Origin of the sequence: Actinomyces sp. ICM39 (assembly GCF_000282935.1) — a bacterium.
In the GTDB taxonomy this organism is placed as follows: Bacteria; Actinomycetota; Actinomycetes; order Actinomycetales; family Actinomycetaceae; genus Pauljensenia; species Pauljensenia odontolytica_B.
The window spans coordinates 1-23,230 of record NZ_ALCB01000068.1; the positions used below are offsets into that span (position 1 = coordinate 1).

Consider the following 23,230-nt stretch of genomic DNA (forward strand, 5'->3'; position numbering starts at 1 on the left):
CGTCCTCTTCATGAAGAGGACGGCCCCACACGGTGATGTTGTAGTATCACGCGAGCTTAATTCGCGCGGCAGCCGCCTCGTCGAGATAAACGCGCGTCGTGGGGGAGAGGACGCCCGCGACCGGGAGGTCAAGGGGTGAAGTGCCCGCGAAGGCGCGCCCGAGAGCATCCGCCTTCGCTGCACCCGCCGTCGTCAGCCACACCTCGCCGCACGCGCGCATGACGGGCATCGACACCGTGATGCGCTCGGGCGGCGGCTTGGGAGAATTGCGGATCGCCAGAATGGGGGAAGCCTCATCCACATCGACGCGGCCCGGGAAGAGCGAGCAGATGTGCCCGTCGGGACCCATGCCGATCAGTGCGATGTCAAAGGAACCCTCGCCCATGATCTCACGCCACGTGTCGGCGAACGCCACGGTCGCCTCGTCGAGGGAACCCGCGCCGGGAGCGGACGCATCCGAGGTTGGCATACGGACGAACTCGACGCCGGAGGCCGCATGGAGGAAGCCCTCCCATGCCTGATCGTCGTTGCGATCCTCGTTGCCGGCGGGCACATAACGCTCGTCGACCAACCACACGCGCACGCGGGACCAATCGACGTCGCCAACGAACGGAAGCAACGAGGGCAGCAGGCTCGTCGTGATCGCGCCCCCAGAGATGGCCAGGTTGACGCGAGAATCGGCCTCGGCCTCGTTGATGAGTGTGCTCAGACGAGCAAGGAACGCACGGCCCACGGCCTCGTTCAGTTCCTCGACGGTCGGGTAGACCTCAAGCGTGTGGACAGCCACCATCGTCACTCACCCTCAGAGCATGCAGCCAGCCGCGGAAGTTCCTTCGTGAGGAGCTCGCCGTAGTAGACGTCCGGATCCATGCGACGCAGATCCTCCATGAGGGAGTCCTGCACGGAGCGGCGCGCGAGGTTCACGGAGCGATCTTCGAGGCCCGGGCGCGACAGGCGCGCGACCGACGAGGAGGCGCTACGCGACAGCGACACGGTCGTGTCGTCGTCGAAGAAGAACGTGATGTCCGTGATCGTGAGGGCCTCGGGATCCACGACTCGCTCGACGGGCACGCCCAGCTGGTGATGCAGCCACGCGGCCACGAGGAAGGGCGAGGGGTGCGTCGCGTTACCCGCGACGCGGATCGATGTCGGCAGGCGGTCAAAGTCCTCTGCGACGGCCGCAAGCAGTGCCCGCCACAGAGTGACGCCGGCCCACGCGAGATCAGTGTCGCCGGGGGTGTAGACGGCCGAGAGGGCCGACAGGGTATCCATGGGACACTCTGTTGCGCGCGAGTCTGTAATGCGCTTGACCGCGAGGCGACCAAGCGGGTGCGCGCCCGGGTTCTGCGGGGGAACGACCGGCCAGTAGGTGACGACAGGCGTGTCAGACTGGAGAAGCGGCATGACGAGCGAGTCGATGTTCGACGCGGCCTCACCGCGAGGCTCAAGGATGATGATGTCGGACAGGCCCGCTGCGTCGCCGACGCGGATCTGGGCGTTCAGACGCGCCGTGCCCTCTGTGGACTCAGGCTCGACGATGACGATCACGCGGCAGGGATGCTCGCGCGAGACCGCGTCGGAAACCTCGATCGCGTTGTCGACATCGATGAGGTCGGGCACGCAGATGAGCAGTGTGAGGACACGGCTCAGAGCGGCGGAACCGCGCTCGTCGCGCAGCTCCACGATGCGGGAGGCGACCTCGGCCGACGTGGTGTTCTTCAGGGTGATGATCACGGGAGCCTCCAGAAACGGCCGTCGCGGGCCAGCATGTCGTGCGCGGATTGGGGACCCCACGTGCCGGGCGCGTAGGGCTCGGGCTGCCCCTCGGTCTCCCAGAAGGACAGGATCGGGTCGAGGATCTTCCACGAGGCCTCGACCTCGCGCTGGTGCGGGAACAGGGGAGCGGAGCCGACGAGCGCGTCCAGGATGAGGCGCTCGTATGCCTCAGGCGAGTCCTCGGTGAACGCGTGACCGTAGGCGAAGTCCATGGTCACGTCACGCACCTGCATGGAAGTGCCCGGAACCTTCGCGCCGAGCTTGAGGGTCAGGCCCTCGTCCGGCTGGACGCGGATAACGAGCGCGTTCTGGCCGGACTCGCTGAGCTCGGAGTTGCCGAAGGGCACGTGGGCCGAGCGCTTGAAAATGACAGCAATCTCGGTGACGCGCTTGCCGAGGCGCTTGCCGGCGCGCAGGTAGAAGGGCACGCCCGCCCAGCGACGCGTGTCCACGAAGAGTTTAATCGCGGCGAAGGTTTCGGTGGTCGAGTCGGCCGGAATGCCGTCCTCTTCGAGGTAGCCGCGCACCTGATCGCCGCCCTGCCAGCCGCCGGCGTACTGCCCGCGAGCCGTATCGATGGCCAGGTCCTCGGGCAGGCGCACTGCAGAGAGCACCTTCTCCTTCTCCGATCGGATTTCCTCGGGCGTGAAGTGGACGGGCTCCTCCATGGCGGTCAGCGCCATGAGCTGAAGCAGGTGGTTCTGGATGATGTCGCGGGCCGCGCCGATGCCGTCGTAGTAGCCCGCGCGCGTGCCGATGCCGATGTCCTCGGCCATCGTGATCTGCACGGAATCGACGTAGTTCGCCTTCCATAGCGGCTCGAACATCGCGTTCGCGAAGCGCATCGCCATGATGTTCTGGACGGTTTCCTTGCCCAGGTAGTGGTCAATGCGGAAGACGTCCTGCTCGTCGAAGATCTGCGAGATGACATCGGAGAGCTCTTGCGCGGACTTGAGGTCGTGTCCGAAAGGCTTCTCGATGATGACGCGACGCCATTCGCGACCCTGACGCTTGTTGAGGCCCGTGTCGGACAGGTGCTTGGCCACGACCGGGAAGTATGAGGGCGGAATCGACAGGTAGAACGCGTGGTTGCCGCCGGTGCCGCGCGAGTGGTCGAGCTCGGCGACGGTGTCGGCCAGCTGGCGGTAGGCATCGGGGTCGTCGAAGGTGCCCGAGACGAAGCGCAGGCCCGAGCGCAGCTGGTTCCAGGTCCCCTCGTTGAAGCCGGTGCGGGTGTGCGCCTCGATGGAGGCGCGCACGTATTCCTCGAAGTCCTGCGGGCTCCAGTCGCGGCGCGCAAAGCCGGTGAGGGAGAACGCCGGGTGGAGCAAACCACGGTTGGCGAGGTCGTAGATCGCGGGAAGGAGCTTCTTGCGCGCAAGGTCGCCCGTGATGCCGAAGATGACGAGGCCACACGGCGGGGAGATGCGCGGAAGCCTGCGATCCTGTGGATCGCGCAGGGTGGGGATCTCGTTGGTCACGAGTGGTCGCTCCGTTCGCTAGGGGGAAGGACGAGGCCGGGGCCCGAACGCTTCGCCCGCAGGGGGAAATGGAACGGGACCGAGGACCCACACATGTGTAAGAGAATAGGGCTGCTGGCACGCCCTCGCGCGCCAGCAGCCCTATGTTCAGTTCAGTTGACTATAAAGTCACGAACGAGCGGCCTCGATGGATTCCTTCGCGGCTGCGGTCACGTGCTCGGCATCGATGCCGTATTCCTTGAAGAGGAGTTCGCCCGGCGCGGAGGCGCCGAAGTGCTCGATGGAGACCGCGCGGCCGGCGTCGCCGATCCAGCGGTACCACGGCAGGGCGATGCCGGCCTCGACGGAGACGCGGGCGCGCACCGACGGGGGCAGGACGGAGTCGCGGTACTCGCGGTCCTGGGCTTCGAACCAGTCGAGGCAGGGCACGGACACGACGCGGGCGGCGATGCCGTCGGCGGCCAGGGCTTCGCGCGCCTCGAGGGCGACGGAGACCTCGGAGCCGGAGGCCAGCAGGATCACGTCGGGCGTTCCCTCGGTGTCGGCCAGGACGTAGGCACCGCGCGCCAGGTCCTCGGTGGTGGCCAGGCCGGTGCCTTCGCCACGTGCCGGGTTGGGCAGGTTCTGGCGCGACAGGATGATGGCGGCCGGGTGGGTCTGCTCGAGGATGGCCTTCCAGGATGCGGCCGTCTCGGCGGCGTCGGCGGGACGCACGACAGCGAAGTTCGGAATCGCGCGGTAGGAGGCCAGGTGCTCGATCGGCTGGTGGGTCGGGCCGTCCTCGCCCACGCCGATGGAGTCGTGGGTCCACACGTAGGTGACGGGCAGATCCATGAGGGCGGCGAGGCGCACGGCGCCGCGCATGAAGTCGGAGAACACGAAGAACGTGCCGCCGTACGCGCGGGTGAAGCCGTCAGCGGCGATGCCGTTGAGGGCAGCGCCCATCGCGAACTCGCGCACGCCGAAGTGCAGGTTGCGGCCGAACTCGTCGCCGCTGAAGGACGAGGAGGAACGGTGCGCGGGCAGGAACGAGGGCTCGCCCTTCAGGAAGGTGTTGTTCGAGCCGGCGAGGTCGGCGGAGCCGCCCCACAGCTCGGGCAGGACGGGGGCGATCGCGTTGAGGACCTGGCCGGAGGCGGCGCGGGTCGCGATGGCCTTGCCCTCTTCGAAGGTGGGCAGTGCGGCTTCCCAGCCCTCGGGGAGGCGGCCTTCGAGGAGACGCTCCAGCAGGGCGGCCTGCTCGGGGTGAGCGGCCTTCCACGCCTCGAAGCGGGCATCCCAGTCCTTGCGGTACTCGGCGGCGCGGGCGGCGGCGCGGGCGCGGACCTCGTCCACGATGGCGGCGTCAGCGTCGAACATCTTCTCGGGGTCGGCGCCCAGGGCTTCCTTCAGGCCCTTGAGGGCCTCGGAGCCGAGCTTGGAGCCGTGGATGCCACCGGTGTTCTGCTTGCCGGGGGTCGGCCAGCCGATGATGGTGCGCAGCGCGATGAGCGAGGGCTTCTTCGTCTCGGCCTTGGCGGCGTCGAGGGCATCGTTCAGGGCAGCGGTGTTCTCCTCGTAGGAGCCGTCCTCACCGAGCCAGTCGACGCGCTGGACGTGCCAGCCGTAGGCCTCGTAGCGGGCCAGGACGTCCTCGGTGAAGGCGATCGAGGTGTCGTCTTCGATGGAGATGTGGTTGTCGTCCCAGATGACGGTGATGTTGCCCAGCTCCTGGGTGCCCGCGAGCGACGAAGCCTCGGCGGAGACGCCTTCCTCGAAGCAGCCGTCGCCGGCGATGACGTAGACGTTGTGGTCGAAGACGGACTCGCCGAGGGGGGTCTCGGGATCGAGCAGGCCGTGGACGCGGCGGGCGTTCATGGCGAAGCCGACGGCGGAGGCGATGCCGGTGCCCAGCGGGCCGGTGGTGATCTCAACGCCCTTGGTGTGGCCGTACTCGGGGTGGCCGGGGGTCAGGGAGCCGGCGGTGCGCAGGGTCTTGATGTCGTCGAGCTCGAGACCGAAGCCGGACAGGTAGAGCTGGACGTACTGGGTCAGCGACGAGTGGCCGGCCGAGAGGATGAAGCGGTCGCGTCCGATCCAGCGGGGGTCGGCCGGGTCGACGTTCATGACCTTGTTGTAGAGGAGGTAGGCGGCGGGGGCGAGTGAGATGGCGGTACCGGGGTGGCCCGAACCGGCCTGCTCGACGGCGTCGGCGGCGAGGAGCTTAGCGGTCTTGACCGCTTCGTCATCGATGTGATCCCAGTGAAGTGACACGTTGGTCTCCAGTTGTTGGGCCCCTGCATTGGGGCGGAAATGGTTTACCGCGTCACAGTCTAGCGAATATGTGCGCATGCCGATAGCGCTCACGCACATATGTTGCACAGTCGCTTACCCTGTCACTATGACGTCTTTGGAAGCTGTCGTTGACGAGTGGGTGGATTATCTGCGCGTCGAGAAAGGGGCCTCTGCGCATACAGTTTCGAACTATCGCAGGGATGCAGCTCGCTACGCGTTTGACATGAAGGCCCGCGGAAAGGTCACTGTCGCGGACGTGAGTACGCGAGACATCGAGGATTACATGATGCGTCTGGCCTCCGGTGAGGTCACTGGCAAACCCGCTGCGGCCTCGTCCGTGGCGCGCGCGTCCGCCGCGATCCGCGGACTGCACAAGTACGCGCTCACCGAGGGTGCTGTTGGGACGGACGTGGCTGCGGCGCTGCATGCTCCTCGTCAAGGCCGTCACCTGCCCAAGGCTCTGTCGGTCGACGAGATTGGGCGCCTCCTCGACGCCGCTCATGCAGATGATTCCCCGATTGGCCTGCGCGACGCAGCTCTGCTCGAACTTCTTTACGCGACGGGCGCTCGCGTATCCGAGGCCGTCTCGCTCAGCGCCGACGACCTGGACCTCGACGGCGATGTTCCCGTCGTGCGCCTGTTTGGCAAAGGACGTAAAGAACGAATCGTTCCCGTGGGGTCCTTTGCGGTCGACGCTCTTCACGCGTATCGGGTGCGTGCTCGCCCGGTACTCGCCGCACGAGGCCGTGGATCCACCGTATTCTTCCTGAACTCTCGGGGTGGCGCGATGTCCCGGCAGAGCGCCTGGACGGCCATCCGGCGCGCGGCGGAGGCGGCGCAGCTGGGAGATCGCGTGTCCCCGCATACCTTGCGGCATTCTTTTGCAACACACCTGCTTGAAGGTGGAGCGAGTGTGCGTGAGGTGCAGGAACTCCTTGGACACGCATCGGTGTCGACGACGCAGATTTACACCCGGGTGACCGCCCAGGCGCTGCGTGAGGTATTTACGCTCTCGCACCCGCGGGCGCGTGGCACCGCCGCATCGGCGCGGTCATGAATTAGGATGGGGACGTGACCACGAACTCGCATCCTACGCTGACGCCCGACCTGCACGAAGAGCCGGTCGATTTTCCCGTGCCCGCGCCGCTGTCGGGGCATGGTCCCGCCCGCGTGATCGCGATGTGCAACCAGAAGGGCGGCGTCGGTAAGACGACGACCACCATTAACCTGGGCGCCGCGTTGGCCGAGTACGGCCGTCGTGTTTTGATCGTGGACTTCGATCCGCAGGGTGCCGCATCTGTGGGCCTGGGAATCAACGCCCTCGACATGGAGCAGACGATCTATACGCTGCTCATGAACCCGAAGGCGGACGTCAAGGCGACGATCTGTCACACGTCGACGGAGAACCTCGACATCATTCCGGCGAACATCGACCTGTCCGCTGCCGAAGTTCAGTTGGTGAACGAGGTCGCGCGCGAGAGCGCTCTCGCGCGCGTGCTGCGCCACGTCGAATCCGACTACGACGTGGTGCTCATCGACTGCCAGCCTTCCCTGGGCCTGCTTGCGGTCAATGCTCTGACGGCAGCTCACGGTGTCATCGTTCCGGTCGAGGCGGAGTTCTTCGCGCTGCGTGGCGTGGCGCTGCTGGTCGAGACGATCGAGACGGTGCGTGATCGCATCAACCCGCGCCTGAAGATCGACGGCATCGTCGCCACGATGGTCGACTCGCGCACGCTGCACTCCCGTGAGGTCCTCCAGCGCCTACAGGAGGCTTTCGGCGATCTCGTGTTCGATACCCGTATCGGCCGTACGATCAAGTTCCCGGACGCGTCGGTGGCCACCGAGCCGATCATCTCCTACGCTCCCAACCACGCGGGCGCTCACGCGTACCGTCGACTCGCGCGGGAAGTCATCGCCCGTGGCGACGCGGCCTGACACTCTCGAGGTTCAAGGGGAGTTTGACCTCTTTGCGGTCTCGCTCCCGGTTTTCGAAGGTCCATTCGACCTCCTCCTCTCGCTGATCGCGCGCAAGAAACTCGACATTACCGAGGTCGCGCTCGCGCAGGTGACCGACGAGTTCATCGCTTTCATGAAGGCGTCGCCGGACTTGTCTCGTACGACGGAGTTTCTGGTTGTCGCCGCCACGCTCCTGGATATGAAAGCGGCGCACCTGCTGCCTCGCATCGACGAGGAGGATAACGCGTCCGAGGCCGACTTGGAGGCCCGCGATCTTCTATTCTCACGGCTCCTGCAGTATCGGGCTTTCAAGGAAGCGGCGAAGAGCATTGATCAGCGGATGGGGGAGTATGGCTCGTATATCGCCAGGGATGTTCCCCTCGAACCTCATTTCGCAAGCCTGTTGCCCGAGCTTCGGTGGCTGACAACCCCTGAAGACCTTGCTCGTTTGGCGGCCGATGCCCTGTCATCGACGAGCCCGACGGTTCAGGTCGCCCACCTGCACGATCCCGTCGTACCCGTACGCGAGCAAGCCCTCGTCGTCTCGGCAATGCTGGCCGATGCGGGGCGCATGACCTTCCACGAGCTCGTGGTGGATGCACCGACACGTGCCGTCGTCGTCTCTCGCTTCCTCGCGCTCTTGGAACTCTACAGGCGTGGAGCCATTGAATTTGAGCAAGACGGGGCGCTCGGCACGCTGACGATTCAGTGGACCGGCAGCGAGGGCAGCGTTGACATCAACGTGGATGACTACACGGGTGCGGGCGACGCGGACTCAGCCACGGCCTCGTCCCCGAGCGGTGCAGCCATTGAGACAGAAGGAGGAGACGCGGATGAGTGAGAACACGCTGCGCGGTCCGATCGAGGCGATCCTGATGGTGGCGTCGGAGCCCGTTGCCGCGTCCGATCTCGCCGACGTCCTCGGGGTAAGAGTCGAGGAGATCGAGGCGCAGCTGCGCGGGCTCGCCGCCGAGTATTTAGGCGAAGAACAGGATCGCCCGCGCGGCTTCGAACTACGCGAAGTGGCGGGTGGCTGGCGTATCTATTCCGCACGGGCATACGCTGACGTGGTCGGGCGCTTCGTCGTTGGATCGTCGCACGCGCGCCTGTCTCAGGCGGCGCTCGAAACGTTGGCTGTCATTGCCTACCGTCAGCCCATTTCGAGGGCGCGAATCTGCCGTATTCGCGGGGTGAACGTGGATGGCGTCGTGCGCACGCTGCTCGCCCGAGGCCTCGTGGAAGAGACGGGACTGACACCATCCGGTGCGCGCCTGTACGGGACGACCGGGGAATTTCTTGAGAAAATGGGATTAACGAGCCTGTCGGAACTGGTACCGTTGGCACCCTACCTGCCGGACGCCGACGCGCTGGATGAATTGGAGGAAGAACTATGAGGGCTAACCCCTACACCGAGGGTGGAGTGCGCCTGCAGAAGGTGCTCGCCCAGGCTGGCGTCGCATCCAGGCGTGCGTCCGAACAGATGATCGCCGACGGGCGCGTGAGCGTCGACGGCACCGTGGTACGTAACCAGGGCGTGCGCGTGGACCCGGCGACGCAGGTCATTCATGTGGACGGAGAGCGCCTGATCCTCGATGAGACGAAGCACATCGTCCTGGCCGTCAACAAGCCGATCGGCACGGTTTCTACGATGAGCGACCCGGAGGGACGTCCTACGATCGCCGACCTGATCGCCGACTACCCGGAGCGTCTCTACCACGTGGGTCGTCTTGATATTGACACGTCCGGCCTGCTGCTGCTGACCAACGATGGTGAGCTGGCGAACCGTCTGACTCATCCGAAGTACGAGATCCGTAAGACCTACGTGGCGCGTCTGCACGGCGAGGTCAAGCCCGGCGTCAAGCGCACGCTCATGAACGGCATCGAGCTGGAGGACGGACCGATCAAGGTTGATTCCTTCCGTGTCGTCGACACCTACGGCGACATCACCACCGTTGAGATCGTTGTGCACGAGGGCCGCAACCGCCTCGTGCGGCGAATGATGGAGGCCGTCGGCTACCCGGTTCGTGAGCTGGTGCGCACCGGCTTCGGTCCGATCTCTCTCGATCACCTCAAGCAGGGTACGACGCGACGCGTCAAGGGCAACGCTCTGACTGCGCTCTACGACGCCGTCGGCCTGTGAGCGGCTCGGGTACGGCTGTGGGGGAACGCGCAGTTTCGACTGTTGGCCCCGTCCTCATCATCGGATCGGGCCTACTCGGCGCGTCGCTGGGGCTTGCCCTGCGTGCCGGGGGAGTGCGGGTTTATCTCGAGGACGCCTCGCCCACCTCGTTGCGCCTGGCCTCCGACGTCGGTGCGGGAGATGCTTTCGCTGACGTCCTCGCTGATTCCGGTGTGCGTCGCGCCGAGTGCGGGTCGGACCATCCCGGCTATGAGGCTCCACGGCTCGTCGTCGTCGCGACGCCACCGGATGTTGCGGACCGCGTGATCGTCGAGTCGCTGCTGCGTTTTCCCGATGCGATCGTCACCGACGTCGCGTCGGTCAAGGATGCCGTCGTCGCCGACGTCCTGTCCGGCCTTGAGGCCGAGGGTGCATCCGAGGCCTCGTCGCGCTATGTCGGTTCCCATCCGATGGCGGGACGCGAGCGCAGTGGCGCGGGTGCCGCGGATGCTGATCTGTTCTATGGGCGCCCGTGGGTCATCGTGGCGCATCAGAACACCTGGTCTCGCGCCGTGTTGGTTGCCCGCGCGCTTGCTACCGACGTGGGCGCAGTGCCGTTGGAGATGAACGCGGGGACGCATGATCATTCTGTCGCTCTCGTGTCTCATGTTCCGCAGCTCGTCTCATCGATGCTTGCCGCACGGCTCGTCGATGCCCCCGCTCAGGCGCTGGGCTTGGCGGGGCAAGGGTTGCGTGACACCGCTCGTATCGCTGGATCTGACCCGCGTTTGTGGACGGCGATTCTCGCGGGTAACGCGGGTCCTGTGGCGTCGATTCTGCGCGACCTGCGTGGCGATCTCGATGACCTGTTGACGCACCTCGACGCTGCGGCTGAGCTGGGTCCGCTGCGTGGCGGAAGCGTCGGAGCCATTAATCGAGTGATGACCGCCGGCAACCAGGGTGTGGCCCGCATTCCTGGCAAGCACGGTGGAGCGCCGTCACGATACGCGGAAATCGAGGTTCTGATTCCCGATGAGCCGGGCGCACTCGGGCGCTTGTTCAGCGAGCTGGGTGAATCAGGCATCAACATCGAAGACCTTGTGCTCGAGCACTCCGCGGGGGCACAGGCCGGCGTCGCTCGCGTCATGATTGACCCTTCCGTTTCGGACCGTTGTGTCGCTGACCTGCAGGAGCGGGGCTGGCGACTGATCACCCACTCAACACCTCGATGAGGAGAATGCTGCAATGAATGACTCGATGCGCAGGGATGCCATTTCACGTGTTGGCATCACGATTGCTATCGATGGCCCCGCGGGTTCTGGAAAGTCCACGGTCTCGAAGGCGTTGGCAACGAGGCTTGGTATCGGCTACCTCGACACGGGGGCGATGTACCGCGCGCTGACGTGGTACTGCTTGGATCGCGGTATTGATCTGGCGGACGGTGAAGCTGTTGCCGCAGCCGCCGACGAGATGCCCCTGCGGCTCGTGTCGGATCCCGCTGATCCTCACGTGTGGGTGGGTGATCGTGAGGTCACTCAGGAGATTCGTGATCCCCGTATCGCGTTGGAAATCAAGCACGTGTCGACGAACCTCGACGTGCGCGCGTGGATGGCGACCGAGCAGCGCCGTCGCATGATGGAGGCCCGCGAGGAGGGCTCGGGCATGATCGCCGAAGGCCGTGACATCACGACGGTGGTATGCCCCGATGCCGACGTGCGCATCCTGCTTCTGGCCGATCAGGAGGCGCGCCTGCGTCGCCGTACGCTCGAGCTGTACGGCGATGCGACCGACGAACACATGGAGATCGTGCGTGCGCAGGTCGAGGGCCGCGACAAAGCGGATTCTGCGGTGTCCGAGTTCATGGTGGCAGCGCCCGGCGTGGAAACGGTGGATTCGACCGGCTTGGATATCGACGGTGTGTGCGAGGCTATTCTCGCTTACGTGGACGCCGATCTCGCCCGGCGTGACGCGCAGTAGGAACCGAGCAGGTATGCGTGTGCCCCGCACCAACAGGTGCGGGGCACACGCATACGCTGGCTAGTAGTTGGGTGAACTGCCCGGTTGGCCGGGAGCCTGGCCGAACGGTGGTTGCTGGGCCTGCGTGGCGGGTGCGGTTCCATACCCCTGGTCACCGCCTTGCGTGCCATAGGTCGGCCCCTGGGTACCCTGAGCTCCGTATCCGTCGGCGGGCGGCTGGCCACCATACCCATACGTGGACGCCTGGCCGGGGTGGGTCCCGTAACTGTAGGTGGGTCCCTGAGCGGGCTGCGTGCCATAGACCGGTCCCTGGCCCGTCGGCGTGCCGTAGGTCGGTACCTGGGCAGGGGCGGTGCCGTAGCCGTTCACGCCAGGTGTCCCTGGCGGCACCGGGCCACCGCTGTAGGAGGTATTTCGCGACCAGAGAGGGTTGAAGCCGGTGTAGCGCGATCGGCTCGGGGGAACGGTGCCCTGAGGATAGCCTGTTACCCCGTACTGCGGTCCATTGGTCCCGGTGTAGTTAGGCATATCGTGGACGTCCTTGCGTGCCCGTCGATAAAAAATCATGTAGACGATGGACGCAGGCAAGAAAATGATCGTGATAATCACGATGAGAACGAGGGCCTCAAACGTCGTGAGTCTTGAATCTGAGGTGCTAGAAGTACTGCGACGTGTGTGCGCGAGAGACCTGTTTGCGAAGGCATCATGTCGTGCGAACGAGGCTGTCGACGCGCTCGGCTTGATCGTGACACTGGAGGCAGGTAACGCTGCAGAGTACGTGACGCTCGGGGTGGTCGGCTGTGCAGATGTGTGTGGAGCGGGACTGACGAGTGCGGTTACCGCGCAGGCAAGGGTGGCTCCGTAGGTAAGAAGCCGATGGGGAATCATGTGGTGTATCCTCCGTGCGCGGTAGGGGAACAGGGGTAACCGGTTCGATAAACAGCCGGTTGTGTGTACCGACGCGATACAGGGCCTTGATAATGACCAGAGCGGGCGGATCGAGCGCCAGCGGGAGCGCCTCGCGTCCGATCGCACGCAGGCGAGCTGGACTCAGTATCCGCCGCCGTAGGAGCCGTAGCTACCGTTCGTGCCTGACGATGGGTAACCGCCCTGCTGGCTGCCGTATGGGTTCCCGTAATCTCCCGAGCCGTAGCCGTTTGCCTGCTGGATCGGTGCGTTCATGGGCGCACCTGACTGGGGATACTGAGGCCCTCCGTAGACATCGCCCGTGACGCCGTACTGAGGCCCGCCGGGGCCGTTGTAGTTCACGGTCTGCATCTGGCGGCGCGACCCCTGGCTCGCCAGGTAACGGAAGAGGTAGTAGCCGCCTGCGATGAGAGCGAAAAGGACTAGGGAGATGACGACGGCCACAGGGTCGTGGGACGTGGTCCGAGAGCGGAAACGTCGACGGGTTGGCGCCGGTACCGCCGCGCTCGCTTGCACCGTGTCCATGGTGGTAACAGCACGTGCCGGAGAGCTTTCCACGCTCACAACGACCGCGCTCGCCCGGGCTGTCGGTGTATCCCACATGCCGACGGATGGGAGTGCGACTCCAGTGACTGCAAGGGCGAGGGTCGCAGTGGATGTCAGTAGTCGGCGCATGGTCATTTGGATTGCTCCCACGGTGTGTGATGATGACGGATAGACATCAGTCTAGCCGTGCGATTGGTTGATGACCCGCTGTTCCGTGAGGCGATATGGTGGAGGTAACGCGGTCGTCGGATAGGTCCTCCGGCGCGATGCGGGAATGTGTCATGGCGCACCCCTGTCGGGTTGCTTCCTACTCTCCGGGTGCGCTATAGTTCTACAGGTCGCTACGGCGACGAATTAAATACGGGCTGTGGCGCAGCTTGGTAGCGCACTTGACTGGGGGTCAAGGGGTCGTGGGTTCAAATCCCGCCAGCCCGACGAAAAACCGCAAGGATTTCTCCTTGCGGTTTTTGTTGTCCGCCTTCTGCTGCCGGGGGTCTTCGCTGCAAGGACCTCTGTCCCGGGGGATTGCCGCGTCCTCATTTGTAACCGAAATGTGATGCGGATTTCGCCGCTTTTATTTCTCCCGGTAAAACGTAGTTTTCTCGGAAATAACACCGCATTTGTGCAGGTGGTGCACGGTGGTTGCATAGTCTCAGGTGGTCACAACCGCTTCAATGACTGCAGTAAACTGTTTCACAGGTCGAAGTCGTCAACGGGGATGATTTCGACCTGCTTACTGTTGGCGTCTGGGCAGATGACACACCCTTTCCTCTGGCTACTAGCTTCTCGCGCACTCGGGCGGTTTTCTACAGTTTCAACTCACGCGGCTTCTGTGTCCCCACAACGACATCCCGGCCTCGTCCATGAAGAACGAGGCCGGGGAACGTGCGCACAGTCGGATAGTCTTTTACTGCGCGGGAGTCTCTTCGGTACTGTCCGGATCCACCGCGAAGTCCTCCAGTGTCGGATTCGCAGTTTCCGGGTTCTCGAACTCGGTCACCATCGTTACCTCGTTGATGGCCGGCTCAGACACTGTCATCGCAGTTGTGTTTCCCGTCTGAGAGACGATGTTCAGCCGGTTGTTGGCGTCAAGTTCGACAACGAAGAGATCCTCCAGGTCGCCGACGCCCGCCGACGAAAGCTCTCCGCGTAGCCACTCCTCGTCGCGATATACCAACTCGAGGTTGTCGGTCACGACCTGCCCATTGGACACCAGGACGTAGTTGATGCCGCCCTCGCCCTTGCGCCGTACCGTCAGGGAGCCGTTGGCTTCGCGTTGTACGAGGCTGATGTCGCTCAGTGAAAAGATGCCCATGCCGCGTAGCTCTGCGAGAAACTCGACTGGGTCGAGCTTGTGATCCGTGTTGTCGAGCGCGTCCTGAGTAAATCGCCCGCCCTCGATGATCGTGTACGCCTTTCCCATCACGAGAGAGCGGGTCGACATGAACTTCGACATCAGGTAGTTCAGGCCGGAGATGATTCCAAAGGTGACGAGCAGGAAGCTGATGTACTCCGCGAACGAGATTGCGTGGTTGTAGATGACGCCGCCGATAACGCCACCGAGGATAAAGTTCCCGATAAAGTCGATCGGTGTCAGCTGGACCGTCCGCTGCTTGCCCGTGAGGCGCAGGTGGAGGACGATCAGGGTGACACCGATCAGGAGCTTAAAGACCGTCATTTCGAAACCATGAATATCGAACATGAGAGCAGTCTATTCGCATGTGGGGACGCGGTTTGGCGTGGTGTGATTAACTCGTCGGATCCGCGTCGATAGCTCCCTGGATGTCATGGAAGATCAGATTGGAGATCTCGACCTGGACCGTCTCAACCTTCGGCACGTCGCGCAGCAGCAATGGATCGTCAGCGGAGGTCTGGAGGGCGAGCGTGCCGCAACCGAAGATCCGGTCGTCGAAGTCCTTTTCGATCTGGATGTCGGAGATGCGGGTGAGTGGCAGATCGTGACCGGTGCGCTTAATGATGCCCTTGCGGGTGATGACTCGCTTCGTCGTCACCGTGTAGGTCGTCGTTATCCACTTGATCCAGGGAACAAGGATGAGCGGAATCGACAGGAGGAGCACGGCGATCCAGATGGTCGGAAGCGCCCAGTAACGCGCGTTCTCCGGGACGTAGAACGAGCCGACCGCCGCTGCGATCACGAGGATCGACTCCACGATGATCGCGGGGAGCAGGGTCTTGATGTGCGTGTGCATGTGCCGGACGACGACCTCGTCCTGGCTGAGGAGCTTTTTCGACAGAGCCATGGCACCATCATGCCAGATCACCGCAACTCGTGAAAGCGTGCGGGTAACAGCTGTGCGCGACCTTACCTGAGGTTAAGCAGGCCTGCGGTGCGTGCCAACAATATCTGTATTCACGATGCCGATTGCCGCCATGAGCGCGAGCATTGTCGTCGGGCCGACAAAACGGAATCCTCTGTCTTTCAGGTCCTTGGCGAGCGCCACCGACTCTGGCAGCTGCGTCGGTACCTCGCCCTGCGAACGCGGATGCGGATCGCACGTCGGGCGATACGACCAGACGAGCTCGCCCAGGTGGGTGGGCCCGTGTGAGCTGTCGCCGGTGCTGCGCATCGCGACCGTTGCACGAGCGTTGCTGATCGCCGACTCGATCTTCCTGCGGTTACGAATGATCTCGGGGTTGGTGCTGAGACGCTCGATGTCGTCTCCCGTGAAAGCTGCGACCCGGTCGGGGCTGAAACCTGCAAAAGCAGCGCGGAATGCACCGCGTTTAGCGAGCACGGTTCGCCAGGAGAGACCAGCCTGGAATCCTTCAAGCACGAGACGCTCGAACACGCCGACTTCGTCGTGGACGGGCAGTCCCCATTCGGCGTCGTAGTAGCTGCGTAACAGCTCGTCATGGGAGGCCCACGTGGGCCGGACGAGTCCGTCATCGCACAGGGTGAGTCCGGAGGCTAGGGGGAGAACTGTAGATTGGGTGAGTGGAGTGTTCATACGTCGATCCTGCGTGCGTGGTGGTCACCGGTCAAGCGGCGCCGTGGCGCTTGTGGATAACGACGCCGGTTGAAACGAGCCTGTGGATACACGCCAGGGGAGTGCAGGTACGGGTGTGGCCCGCCTCCGGGGGAAGCGGGCCACATGTCGGAGCGTCTTTACCTGCGTCGCTTCTCGCGCACGCGCACCGAAATCTGAATCGGCGTGCCAGCGAAACCGAAGGTCTCACGCAAGCGGCGCTCGATAAAGCGGCGGTAGCCGGGGTCGAGGAAGCCAGTCGTGAAGAGCACAAAGCGCGGCGGCTTGCTCGACGCCTGCGTGCCGAAGAGGATGCGGGGCTGCTTGCCACCACGCAGCGGGTGCGGATGAGCAGCAACCAGCTGGCCGAGGAACGCGTTGAGCTGGCCAGTGGGGATGCGAGTCTCCCACCCCTCGAGCGCGGTGTCGAGCGCGCGCACGATGCGGTTCGTGTGCCAGCCCGTCTTGGCGGCCAGGTTAATGCGCGGTGCCCATTGGATCTGAACCAGCTCACGCTCGAGCTCGTTCTTGATCTCTTTCTGACGCTCCTCGTCAACGAGGTCCCACTTGTTGGTGACGACGACGAGTGCGCGTCCTGCATCGATGACCTGCTGGACGACGCGTACATCCTGCTCCGTCAGGGGAGTCGAGCCGTCGATGAGCACCAGTGCGACCTCGGCCTTCTCGATGGCGGCCTGGGTGCGGATTGATGCGTAGTAGTCCGCTCCGGTTGTGCGGTGCATCTTGCGGCGGATGCCCGCGGTGTCGACGAACCACCACGAGCGGCCATCGAGCTCAATGAGCTCATCGACGGGGTCACGAGTGGTGCCGGCGAGCTCGTTGACGACGACGCGCTCGCCGCCGGCCAGCGCGTTCAGCAGGGACGACTTGCCAACGTTGGGGCGACCGACGAGGGCGACGCGACGCGGACCGCCGGACGGCAGCGCCGAGGCAACGGCCGACTCGGTCGGGAGGACCTCCATGACGACGTCCAGGAGATCGCCGGTGCCACGTCCATGCAGGGCGGAAATGGGGTAGGGCTCGCCCAGGCCAAGGCTCCACAGGTAGGCAGCGTCGGCCTCCTGCAGGGGAGAGTCCACCTTGTTAGCGGCCAGGATGATCGGCTTCTTCTTGGCGCGCAGCATCTCCACGATGCGCTCGTCCGAGGCGGTGACGCCGACGGTCGCATCCAGGACGAGGACGACAGCGTCAGCCAGATCAACGGCGATCTCTGCCTGCTCGGCGACGGAACGATCCAGACCCTTGACGTCGATCTCCCAGCCGCCGGTGTCGACGAGCGTGAAGTCGCGTCCCGCCCATTCGGCGGGGTAGGAGACGCGATCGCGGGTCACGCCGGGCGTGTCCTGCACGACCGCCTCGCGCCGACCAAGGATGCGGTTGACCAGCGTGGACTTGCCGACGTTCGGCCGGCCGACGACTGCGAGCACGGGCAGACCCGCAGCCACGTCGTCAGATTCCGCGAGCGCAGACTCGCCGGCCAGGAGCGCCAGGTCCTCCTCGTCCAGATCGAACTGGTCGAGGTTGGCGCGCATGAGACGGGCACGCGCCTCGGTCTCCTCGTCGCTCAGTTCGATTGCGGCGGGCGCGCTCTCCACCGCATCAGCGATGTAGTTTTCGGCCGCGTCCGCGTCGAATGCGGCGGTCGCGTCGGGCTGGTTATCAAAGTCATTCACCCGCCCAGTCTACGGCGTGGCGCGCCGTGAAGGCCCGATGGGAGCCCCTGCGGCGCGCCAGTTCACAGATAACGCTGCGTCACTCGTGCGAGCGCACGTCGCCCGCGAGGACCTCGGCGGCGACGGGCACGTCGTTGTATCGGTGATGGATCCCCTGGATCTCCTGGTACCACTCGGCGCCCTTACCCGTAATGATGACGGTATCGCCCGGCTCGGCTGCCAAGATCGCACGTCGTACCGCGTCGCGGCGGCAGGTTGTTACCTCGGTGACGTCGTCCATGCCTGGGCGCACGGACGCGATGCCCCGTAGCAGGTAGTCGCGAATCGACTGCGGATCTTCGGTGCGCGGGTTCTCGTCCGTCACCCAGAGAATGTCGGCTTCGCGTGCAGCAATCTCGGCGAGGTGTTCACGCTTGGTTGCATCGCGGTCGCCGTCCGTTCCGAAGACGACGACGACACGGCCGGATGTGAGCTCACGGGTCGACCTCAGGGTCCACTCCAGCGCTTCGGGCGTGTGGGCGTAGTCGACGATGACGAGCGGCTGAGCGCCGGGATGGGGATTGACCTTCTCCATGCGTCCGGGGATCTGAGGAGCATCCTCGATGGCTGAGATGACGTCTGCCAGCTCGATACCGAGGCTCACCGCGCTGACGATTGCGACGGCGGTGTTCTGAATGTTCACTTCGCCCAGGATTGGCATCGCGACGCGGTGACCCGCGCCGGAGGGATCGACGAGCGTGAACACGGTGCGTCCGATCGTCTGATCCGGTGTCACCTCACGCACTTGCCAGTCGGCGGGTTCATCGGTCAATGCGGACACGGTGGTCACCGGCACCGTGGCCTGCTCGGCGAGGCGGCGCCCCCACTTATCGTCGACACACACGACGCCGCGGCGGGAATGCTCGGGGGTGAACAGGAGAGCCTTCGCCTGGAAGTAGTTCTCCATGTCGCCGTAATAGTCGAGGTGGTCGTGTTGCAGGTTCGTAAATGCTGCGACATCGAAGACAATTCCGTCGACCCGGTGCAGTGACAGGGCATGCGCGGACAGTTCGATGACGCCGGCGCCGCACCCGTATTGCTCGGTTGCTGCCAGGAAACGGGCGACGACGGGAGCCTCGGCGGTGGTTCGCACGGCCTCGAACGAAATGGGACCAACGTGGGTTTCCACGGTGCCGCACAGCGACGCGTTGGGGAATTGTGACGCGATGGCGGCGCGCATCAGGTAGGAGGTTGTCGTCTTTCCATTCGTGCCAGTCACTGCCATCGTTGTGAGGCGTGTGGCGGGGGAGGCGTAGACATTGGCACACAGCTGCGGAACGATCGCGCGTGGGTCTGCCACCTGAATGACGGGTACGCCCAGGCCGCGTTCATGCGCCTGCTTGCGGCCTTCCTCGTCAGTGAGGATGACACTCGCCCCTGCATCTATCGCGGCGTGCGCGAAACGAATGCCATGCTGTTTGAGACCAGGGATCGCGACGAACAACCAGTCCGACTCGCAGTCGTCGGATGAAACGGTCACGCCGCGAAGGGACAGAGCTGACTTGGCAAGAGACGCGGGAGAGCCGTCTGCACCAAAGAATCCCTGAGTGTCGAGGCCCGACAGAGCGGTCGTCAGGCCGACCGGAGCGATCGTGGGGCGAATATCAATCACTGAAGTCATACGCCTACTGTAGTTGGTCGTGACGGCGGCGCGCGCCACACGGACCGGCCGTGACACAGTAGGATACGTGTTATGCAGATTTTGACCCGCAACGAAGCTACACATCGCGCTGCCCATCTTCACGCCTCCGCTATCGACGTCGTGGTCGACATCAGAGACGCTAAGGACACCACGATCCCCACCTATCCCGTGACGTCGACCTTGACGATGATGTCTGAGGAGGAACGCACGTTTATCGACATCGCGGGCCAGGTGACCCAGGTGCTCCTCAACGGTGAACCTCATGCTTTCGATGACGACGAAGACCGCGTGTGGATCGGAGGCTTACCGGTGGGGGAGACGGTCACCCTTGAGGTCCGAGCTCTCGCACGCTACTCGCGCAGTGGCGAAGGCCTCCACCGCTATACGGATCCAGAGGATAGCGAGGTCTACCTCTACACCCAGTTCGAGCCCAACGATGCACATCGCGCCTGGCCGTGCATCGACCAGCCCGACGTCAAACCTGAGTGGACATTCCATGTCATTGCCCCGAGTGGCTGGGTCGTGTCCTCCAACGGCGTTGAAACGGCCGTCGAGGCCGTGGATGACTCGGGTGCGCTGCGCCATGACTTCACGGCGACCCGCCCGCTGTCGAGCTACATCACCGCGATCGTCGCGGGCCCGTGGGCCGTTATCGAGGGTGGCACCTGGAGCGGCGGGGCTTCCGATGGCGGCCACGCCGACCTTCCTCTGCGCCTGCTGTGCCGCCGCACCCTCGAGCGTTACCTCGATTCCGACGACGTGTTCGAGGTGACGCGCGCTGGCCTGGACTTCTTCCACGAGCGCTACGGCGTGACCTTCCCGTGGGGATCATACGACCAGGTATACGTGCCCGAATACAACCTGGGAGCCATGGAGAACCCGGGCTGCATTACCTTCAATGAAAACTACATTTCTCGCTCGACCCCCACGTTCTCCGAGCGCCAGCGCCGTGCGAACACGACGCTGCACGAAATGTGCCACATGTGGTTCGGCGACCTTGCCACGCCCTCGTGGTGGGACGACCTGTGGCTCAAGGAATCTTTTGCGGAGAACCAGGGAGCCAGCGCGATTGCCACCGCGACCCGCTACGTCGGTGAATGGGCGAACTTCGCGATGAACCGCAAGATCTGGGCCTACACGCAGGACCAGATGCCCACGACGCACCCGATTGCAGCCGATATTCCGGACGTTGCAGCCGCCAAGACAAACTTCGATGGCATCACCTACGCGAAGGGCGCGGCCGTGCTCAAGCAGCTGGTTGCCTGGGTGGGTGACGATGCCTTCTACGAGGGAGCGCGCCGCTACTTCGCTGAGCATCAGTTCGGCGCGACGAACCTGCAGGATCTGCTCGTTGCACTCGAGGGGGCCTCGCGCCAGGAGCTGTCCTCCTGGAAGAGCGCATGGCTGGAGACCTCCGGTCCGTCGACGCTGTCCGCTTCCTGGGTGACCGACGCTGTCGGTGCCATCACGGACTTCACCCTCCACCAGGGTGGCGAGGCCTGCAACGGTGTGCTGCGTCCCCACCGCGTGACCGTGTCGACGTGGCGCGTTGCGGCTGGCGCACTCGAGCGCACGCACGCTTTTGACGTTCGTATTGACGGTGAGAACGCTGGGATTGATCCTGAGGGTGTTCTTGCGGTTCCCGGCGGTGCTGCCTCGGCTGACCTCGTCGTTGTGAACGATGATGACCTCACCTACGCAATCTCCCGCCTCGATGAGCGTTCCACTGATGTGGCGCTCGCCTACGTGGGAACCATCGATGCGCCGATCACGCGCGCTGTGATCTGGGCGTCGCTGTGGAACGCGGTACGCGACGGCCTGCTCGACCCGCGCCGCTTTATCGTCGCCGTTCTCACGGCTGTTCCCGCAGAGACCGAGCCAGCTATCCGCGACCGTTTGCTCCTGTTCGTATCTGAAGCCCTCTCGTCTTTCCTGCCGGGTAGCCTGCGTGGCGACGTGCACGATCAGGTGCTGGCTACGACGATTCGGTTGTCGCGCGAGGCGGCTGACGCTGACGCTTGGCGTTCTTACACGCGGGCCTTCATCGCAGAGTTCGCGGCGCGTGGCGGCGATGAGTACGAGGCCACGGTGCGCACTCTCGCGGCCAGTGACAACCCGGACATTGCCTGGCGCGCCCGCCGCGCTTTGGCGGCTCGCGGCCTCGTTGACGCGGATGCGATTGAGGCGTGGCGCAGCGCGGACGGCTCCGGTGAAGCGGCGCGCATGAGTGTCGAAGCACTCGCCTCGCTGCCGTTCGAGGACGCGCGCTCACGCGCGTGGGAGTCGGTTTATTCGGAATCGCTGTCGAATGACTTCCTGACCGCGACGCTCGCCGGTCTGAACGCCTCGTCGTGGGAGGGTGACGCGGGCGTTGAGGGCGCTGTCGATCGCCTGCGGTCGTACTGGGAAGCCCACACGATCGGCATGGCGCTGCGCTATGCGAATGGCGTGCTCGCCTACGGCCTCGATATCGACCGTGAGGGCAGCGTCGAGCGCTCGGTGGGCCTGCTGCGTGGCTGGCTCGATGCTCACGGCGATGCTCCCGCCCAGCTGCGTCGCATCGTCCTCGAGCATCTGGATGCCTTCGAGCGTGACGAACGCGTGCAGCGCCGATGGAAGCAGGATCAGTGACGCAGGGAGCACACCGAGGTGATATGGCGGGGGAGCAGCTCGAGGCTACCCAGGCCTCGTCTGTCGACCCCGCCGCCTCGATGTCCCTACTGACAGCCCTCCTCGCTAATCCTCTCGACGCCGGGTACGAGCACTATCGTGCCGAACACGGGTCGAGGCCCGCGAGCGTTGGCGGTAAAATCGCAGTCTTCGCGGTCGCCGTCGCGCTCGGCTTCGGGTCGATCGTGGCGACCGCATCGCTGCGCGCGCCTGAGGGCGACGTGAAATCCGATCTGAAATCGCAGGCGTCGGAGCGCACGGCTGCGGTGGAAGCGCTGAACGACGACGTGCAGTCGCTGGGGCGGGCCATTGACCAGTATTCCCAAACCGGTTCGACTGCCCCGTCGAACCCGGCACAGGACCTGATGACAGCGACGACACCCGTCAGTGGGCCCGGTATCACCGTGACTCTGACCGATCGCAGCGGGCCCGGAAAGGGCAATGGCAACGTGCGTGACCAGGATCTTGCGATGGTTGTGAACGCCATGTGGGCTGCCGGTGCCGATGCTGTGTCCATCAACGGCCAACGGGTGGGGCCCGAGACGTTTGTGCGCACGGCTGGCTCGGTGATTCTTGTGAACGTCACCCCTGTGTCGTCGCCCTACGAGGTGGCGGCAATCGGCGATGCAAACGCCCTGTCTGTCGCTCTTGTCCGCGGCACCACTGGCGACTACCTGTCGGCCGCGCAGTCGGTCACCGGTATGACCGTGTCATCCAAAGTCAGCGATAACCTCCAAATGGAGGCACTCACGCTCACAGACTCCCACTATGCAACCCCAGTGGGAGGATCGAACGAAGGTGGTTCTTCATGATTGCCGTCATTGGCTTGATCATCGGCATTGTTCTTGGCGTGCTGCTGGATCCGACCGTGCCAGCGTGGCTTACCCCATTCTTGCCCGTGGCTGTCGTTGCGGGTCTGGACGCCCTCTTTGGCGCCGGACGCGCGTGGCTTGAGGGGCGCTTCGCGGACCGAGTTTTCGTCACGTCGTTCTTTTGGAACGTCGTCGTTGCGTGTCTCCTCGTCTTCCTCGGTACGCAGCTTGGCGTTGGCTCAGCGATGACGACAGCGGTTGTCGTCGTTCTGGGCATCCGTATCTTCTCCAACACGGCATCCATTCGCCGCCTCCTACTGAAGGCCTGAA

The 23,230-nt window shown here is 64.4% G+C and carries 21 protein-coding genes and 1 tRNA gene; 11 read left to right on the top strand and 11 right to left on the bottom strand.

The annotated features are described in order from the left end of the window. Positions 1–46: 46 nt before the first annotated feature. The 4 genes from pgl to tkt all read right to left on the bottom strand — a co-directional run bounded on the left by pgl (position 47) and on the right by tkt (position 5,510). Positions 47–790 carry a 6-phosphogluconolactonase gene (gene pgl, locus HMPREF1137_RS03975; RefSeq protein ID WP_007589198.1) on the bottom strand — a complete coding sequence of 248 codons (744 nt, stop codon included), beginning with the start codon at positions 788–790 and terminating at the stop codon, positions 47–49. A gap of 2 nt (positions 791–792) precedes the next feature. Next, the gene (locus tag HMPREF1137_RS03980) at positions 793–1,734 is read right to left on the bottom strand and encodes a glucose-6-phosphate dehydrogenase assembly protein OpcA (protein ID WP_003792444.1); all 942 of its coding nucleotides are present in this window, start codon (positions 1,732–1,734) and stop codon (positions 793–795) included. Continuing rightward, on the bottom strand, positions 1,731–3,257 hold the full coding sequence (gene zwf, locus HMPREF1137_RS03985; RefSeq protein WP_007589200.1) for a glucose-6-phosphate dehydrogenase: 1,527 nt from the start codon (positions 3,255–3,257) through the stop codon (positions 1,731–1,733). The genes HMPREF1137_RS03980 and zwf overlap by 4 nt, the downstream gene beginning before the upstream one ends. Before the next feature lie 168 nt (positions 3,258–3,425). Further along, the gene (gene tkt, locus HMPREF1137_RS03990; RefSeq protein ID WP_007589228.1) at positions 3,426–5,510 is read right to left on the bottom strand and encodes a transketolase; all 2,085 of its coding nucleotides are present in this window, start codon (positions 5,508–5,510) and stop codon (positions 3,426–3,428) included. Positions 5,511–5,637: 127 nt separating this feature from the next. On the opposite strand from tkt, the gene HMPREF1137_RS03995 reads away from it, so the two are divergent. Genes HMPREF1137_RS03995 through cmk form a run of 7 tightly spaced genes read left to right on the top strand, consistent with a single transcriptional unit; the run spans position 5,638 to position 11,583 of the window. Beyond that, the gene (locus HMPREF1137_RS03995) at positions 5,638–6,588 is read left to right on the top strand and encodes a site-specific tyrosine recombinase XerD (protein ID WP_034496763.1); all 951 of its coding nucleotides are present in this window, start codon (positions 5,638–5,640) and stop codon (positions 6,586–6,588) included. 14 nt (positions 6,589–6,602) lie between these two features. Next, on the top strand, positions 6,603–7,466 hold the full coding sequence (locus HMPREF1137_RS04000) for a ParA family protein (protein WP_003792440.1): 864 nt from the start codon (positions 6,603–6,605) through the stop codon (positions 7,464–7,466). Next, the gene (locus tag HMPREF1137_RS04005) at positions 7,450–8,328 is read left to right on the top strand and encodes a segregation and condensation protein A (RefSeq protein ID WP_007589275.1); all 879 of its coding nucleotides are present in this window, start codon (positions 7,450–7,452) and stop codon (positions 8,326–8,328) included. The genes HMPREF1137_RS04000 and HMPREF1137_RS04005 overlap by 17 nt, the downstream gene beginning before the upstream one ends. Continuing rightward, positions 8,321–8,881, top strand: coding sequence for an SMC-Scp complex subunit ScpB (scpB, locus tag HMPREF1137_RS04010; protein ID WP_007589283.1), 561 nt, complete (start codon positions 8,321–8,323; stop codon positions 8,879–8,881). Before HMPREF1137_RS04005 ends, scpB begins: the two co-directional genes overlap by 8 nt. After that, positions 8,878–9,627 (top strand): pseudouridine synthase, encoded by a 750-nt coding sequence (locus tag HMPREF1137_RS04015; RefSeq protein WP_007589263.1) that lies wholly within the window; start codon positions 8,878–8,880, stop codon positions 9,625–9,627. Before scpB ends, HMPREF1137_RS04015 begins: the two co-directional genes overlap by 4 nt. Beyond that, positions 9,624–10,838 carry a prephenate dehydrogenase gene (locus HMPREF1137_RS04020; protein ID WP_007589221.1) on the top strand — a complete coding sequence of 405 codons (1,215 nt, stop codon included), beginning with the start codon at positions 9,624–9,626 and terminating at the stop codon, positions 10,836–10,838. Before HMPREF1137_RS04015 ends, HMPREF1137_RS04020 begins: the two co-directional genes overlap by 4 nt. 13 nt (positions 10,839–10,851) lie before the next feature. Then, positions 10,852–11,583: a (d)CMP kinase gene (gene cmk / locus HMPREF1137_RS04025; protein WP_007589291.1), complete on the top strand. Its 732-nt coding sequence runs from the start codon at positions 10,852–10,854 to the stop codon at positions 11,581–11,583. 60 nt (positions 11,584–11,643) lie between these two features. On the opposite strand, the gene HMPREF1137_RS09935 is transcribed toward cmk, so the two are convergent. Together HMPREF1137_RS09935 and HMPREF1137_RS04030 are read right to left on the bottom strand one after the other, a co-directional pair. After that, positions 11,644–11,952, bottom strand: coding sequence for a hypothetical protein (locus tag HMPREF1137_RS09935; protein ID WP_007589295.1), 309 nt, complete (start codon positions 11,950–11,952; stop codon positions 11,644–11,646). 681 nt (positions 11,953–12,633) lie between these two features. Continuing rightward, complete coding sequence (locus HMPREF1137_RS04030) at positions 12,634–12,954, bottom strand: hypothetical protein (RefSeq protein ID WP_007589197.1); 321 nt, start codon at positions 12,952–12,954, stop codon at positions 12,634–12,636. A 463-nt stretch (positions 12,955–13,417) separates the two neighbouring features. On the opposite strand from HMPREF1137_RS04030, the gene HMPREF1137_RS04035 reads away from it, so the two are divergent. Further along, positions 13,418–13,491, top strand: a tRNA-Pro gene (locus tag HMPREF1137_RS04035). Positions 13,492–13,963: 472 nt separating this feature from the next. Here HMPREF1137_RS04035 and HMPREF1137_RS04040 read toward each other — a convergent pair. The 5 genes from HMPREF1137_RS04040 to HMPREF1137_RS04060 form a co-directional block, all read right to left on the bottom strand. After that, on the bottom strand, positions 13,964–14,758 hold the full coding sequence (locus HMPREF1137_RS04040; RefSeq protein ID WP_007589289.1) for a DUF421 domain-containing protein: 795 nt from the start codon (positions 14,756–14,758) through the stop codon (positions 13,964–13,966). Between the two features lie 46 nt (positions 14,759–14,804). Then, positions 14,805–15,317, bottom strand: coding sequence for a PH domain-containing protein (locus tag HMPREF1137_RS04045; protein WP_034496766.1), 513 nt, complete (start codon positions 15,315–15,317; stop codon positions 14,805–14,807). Between the two features lie 72 nt (positions 15,318–15,389). Then, positions 15,390–16,025, bottom strand: a complete 636-nt coding sequence (locus HMPREF1137_RS04050) for a DNA-3-methyladenine glycosylase I (RefSeq protein WP_007589249.1) — start codon at positions 16,023–16,025, stop codon at positions 15,390–15,392. 158 nt (positions 16,026–16,183) lie between these two features. Continuing rightward, a complete protein-coding gene (der, locus tag HMPREF1137_RS04055; protein WP_007589262.1) occupies positions 16,184–17,737 on the bottom strand; it encodes a ribosome biogenesis GTPase Der in 1,554 nt (517 codons plus the stop codon). A 79-nt stretch (positions 17,738–17,816) separates the two neighbouring features. Further along, positions 17,817–19,397, bottom strand: coding sequence for a UDP-N-acetylmuramoyl-L-alanyl-D-glutamate--2,6-diaminopimelate ligase (locus tag HMPREF1137_RS04060; protein ID WP_034496772.1), 1,581 nt, complete (start codon positions 19,395–19,397; stop codon positions 17,817–17,819). Positions 19,398–19,469: 72 nt separating this feature from the next. On the opposite strand from HMPREF1137_RS04060, the gene pepN reads away from it, so the two are divergent. From pepN to HMPREF1137_RS04075, 3 genes are read left to right on the top strand one after another with little or no spacing between them, the layout of a single operon-like run. Further along, positions 19,470–22,049: an aminopeptidase N gene (gene pepN / locus HMPREF1137_RS04065; RefSeq protein WP_007589267.1), complete on the top strand. Its 2,580-nt coding sequence runs from the start codon at positions 19,470–19,472 to the stop codon at positions 22,047–22,049. Then, complete coding sequence (locus tag HMPREF1137_RS04070; protein ID WP_007589301.1) at positions 22,046–22,900, top strand: DUF881 domain-containing protein; 855 nt, start codon at positions 22,046–22,048, stop codon at positions 22,898–22,900. The genes pepN and HMPREF1137_RS04070 overlap by 4 nt, the downstream gene beginning before the upstream one ends. Beyond that, on the top strand, positions 22,897–23,229 hold the full coding sequence (locus HMPREF1137_RS04075) for a small basic family protein (protein ID WP_007589292.1): 333 nt from the start codon (positions 22,897–22,899) through the stop codon (positions 23,227–23,229). Before HMPREF1137_RS04070 ends, HMPREF1137_RS04075 begins: the two co-directional genes overlap by 4 nt. The last annotated feature ends 1 nt before the right edge of the window (position 23,230 follow it).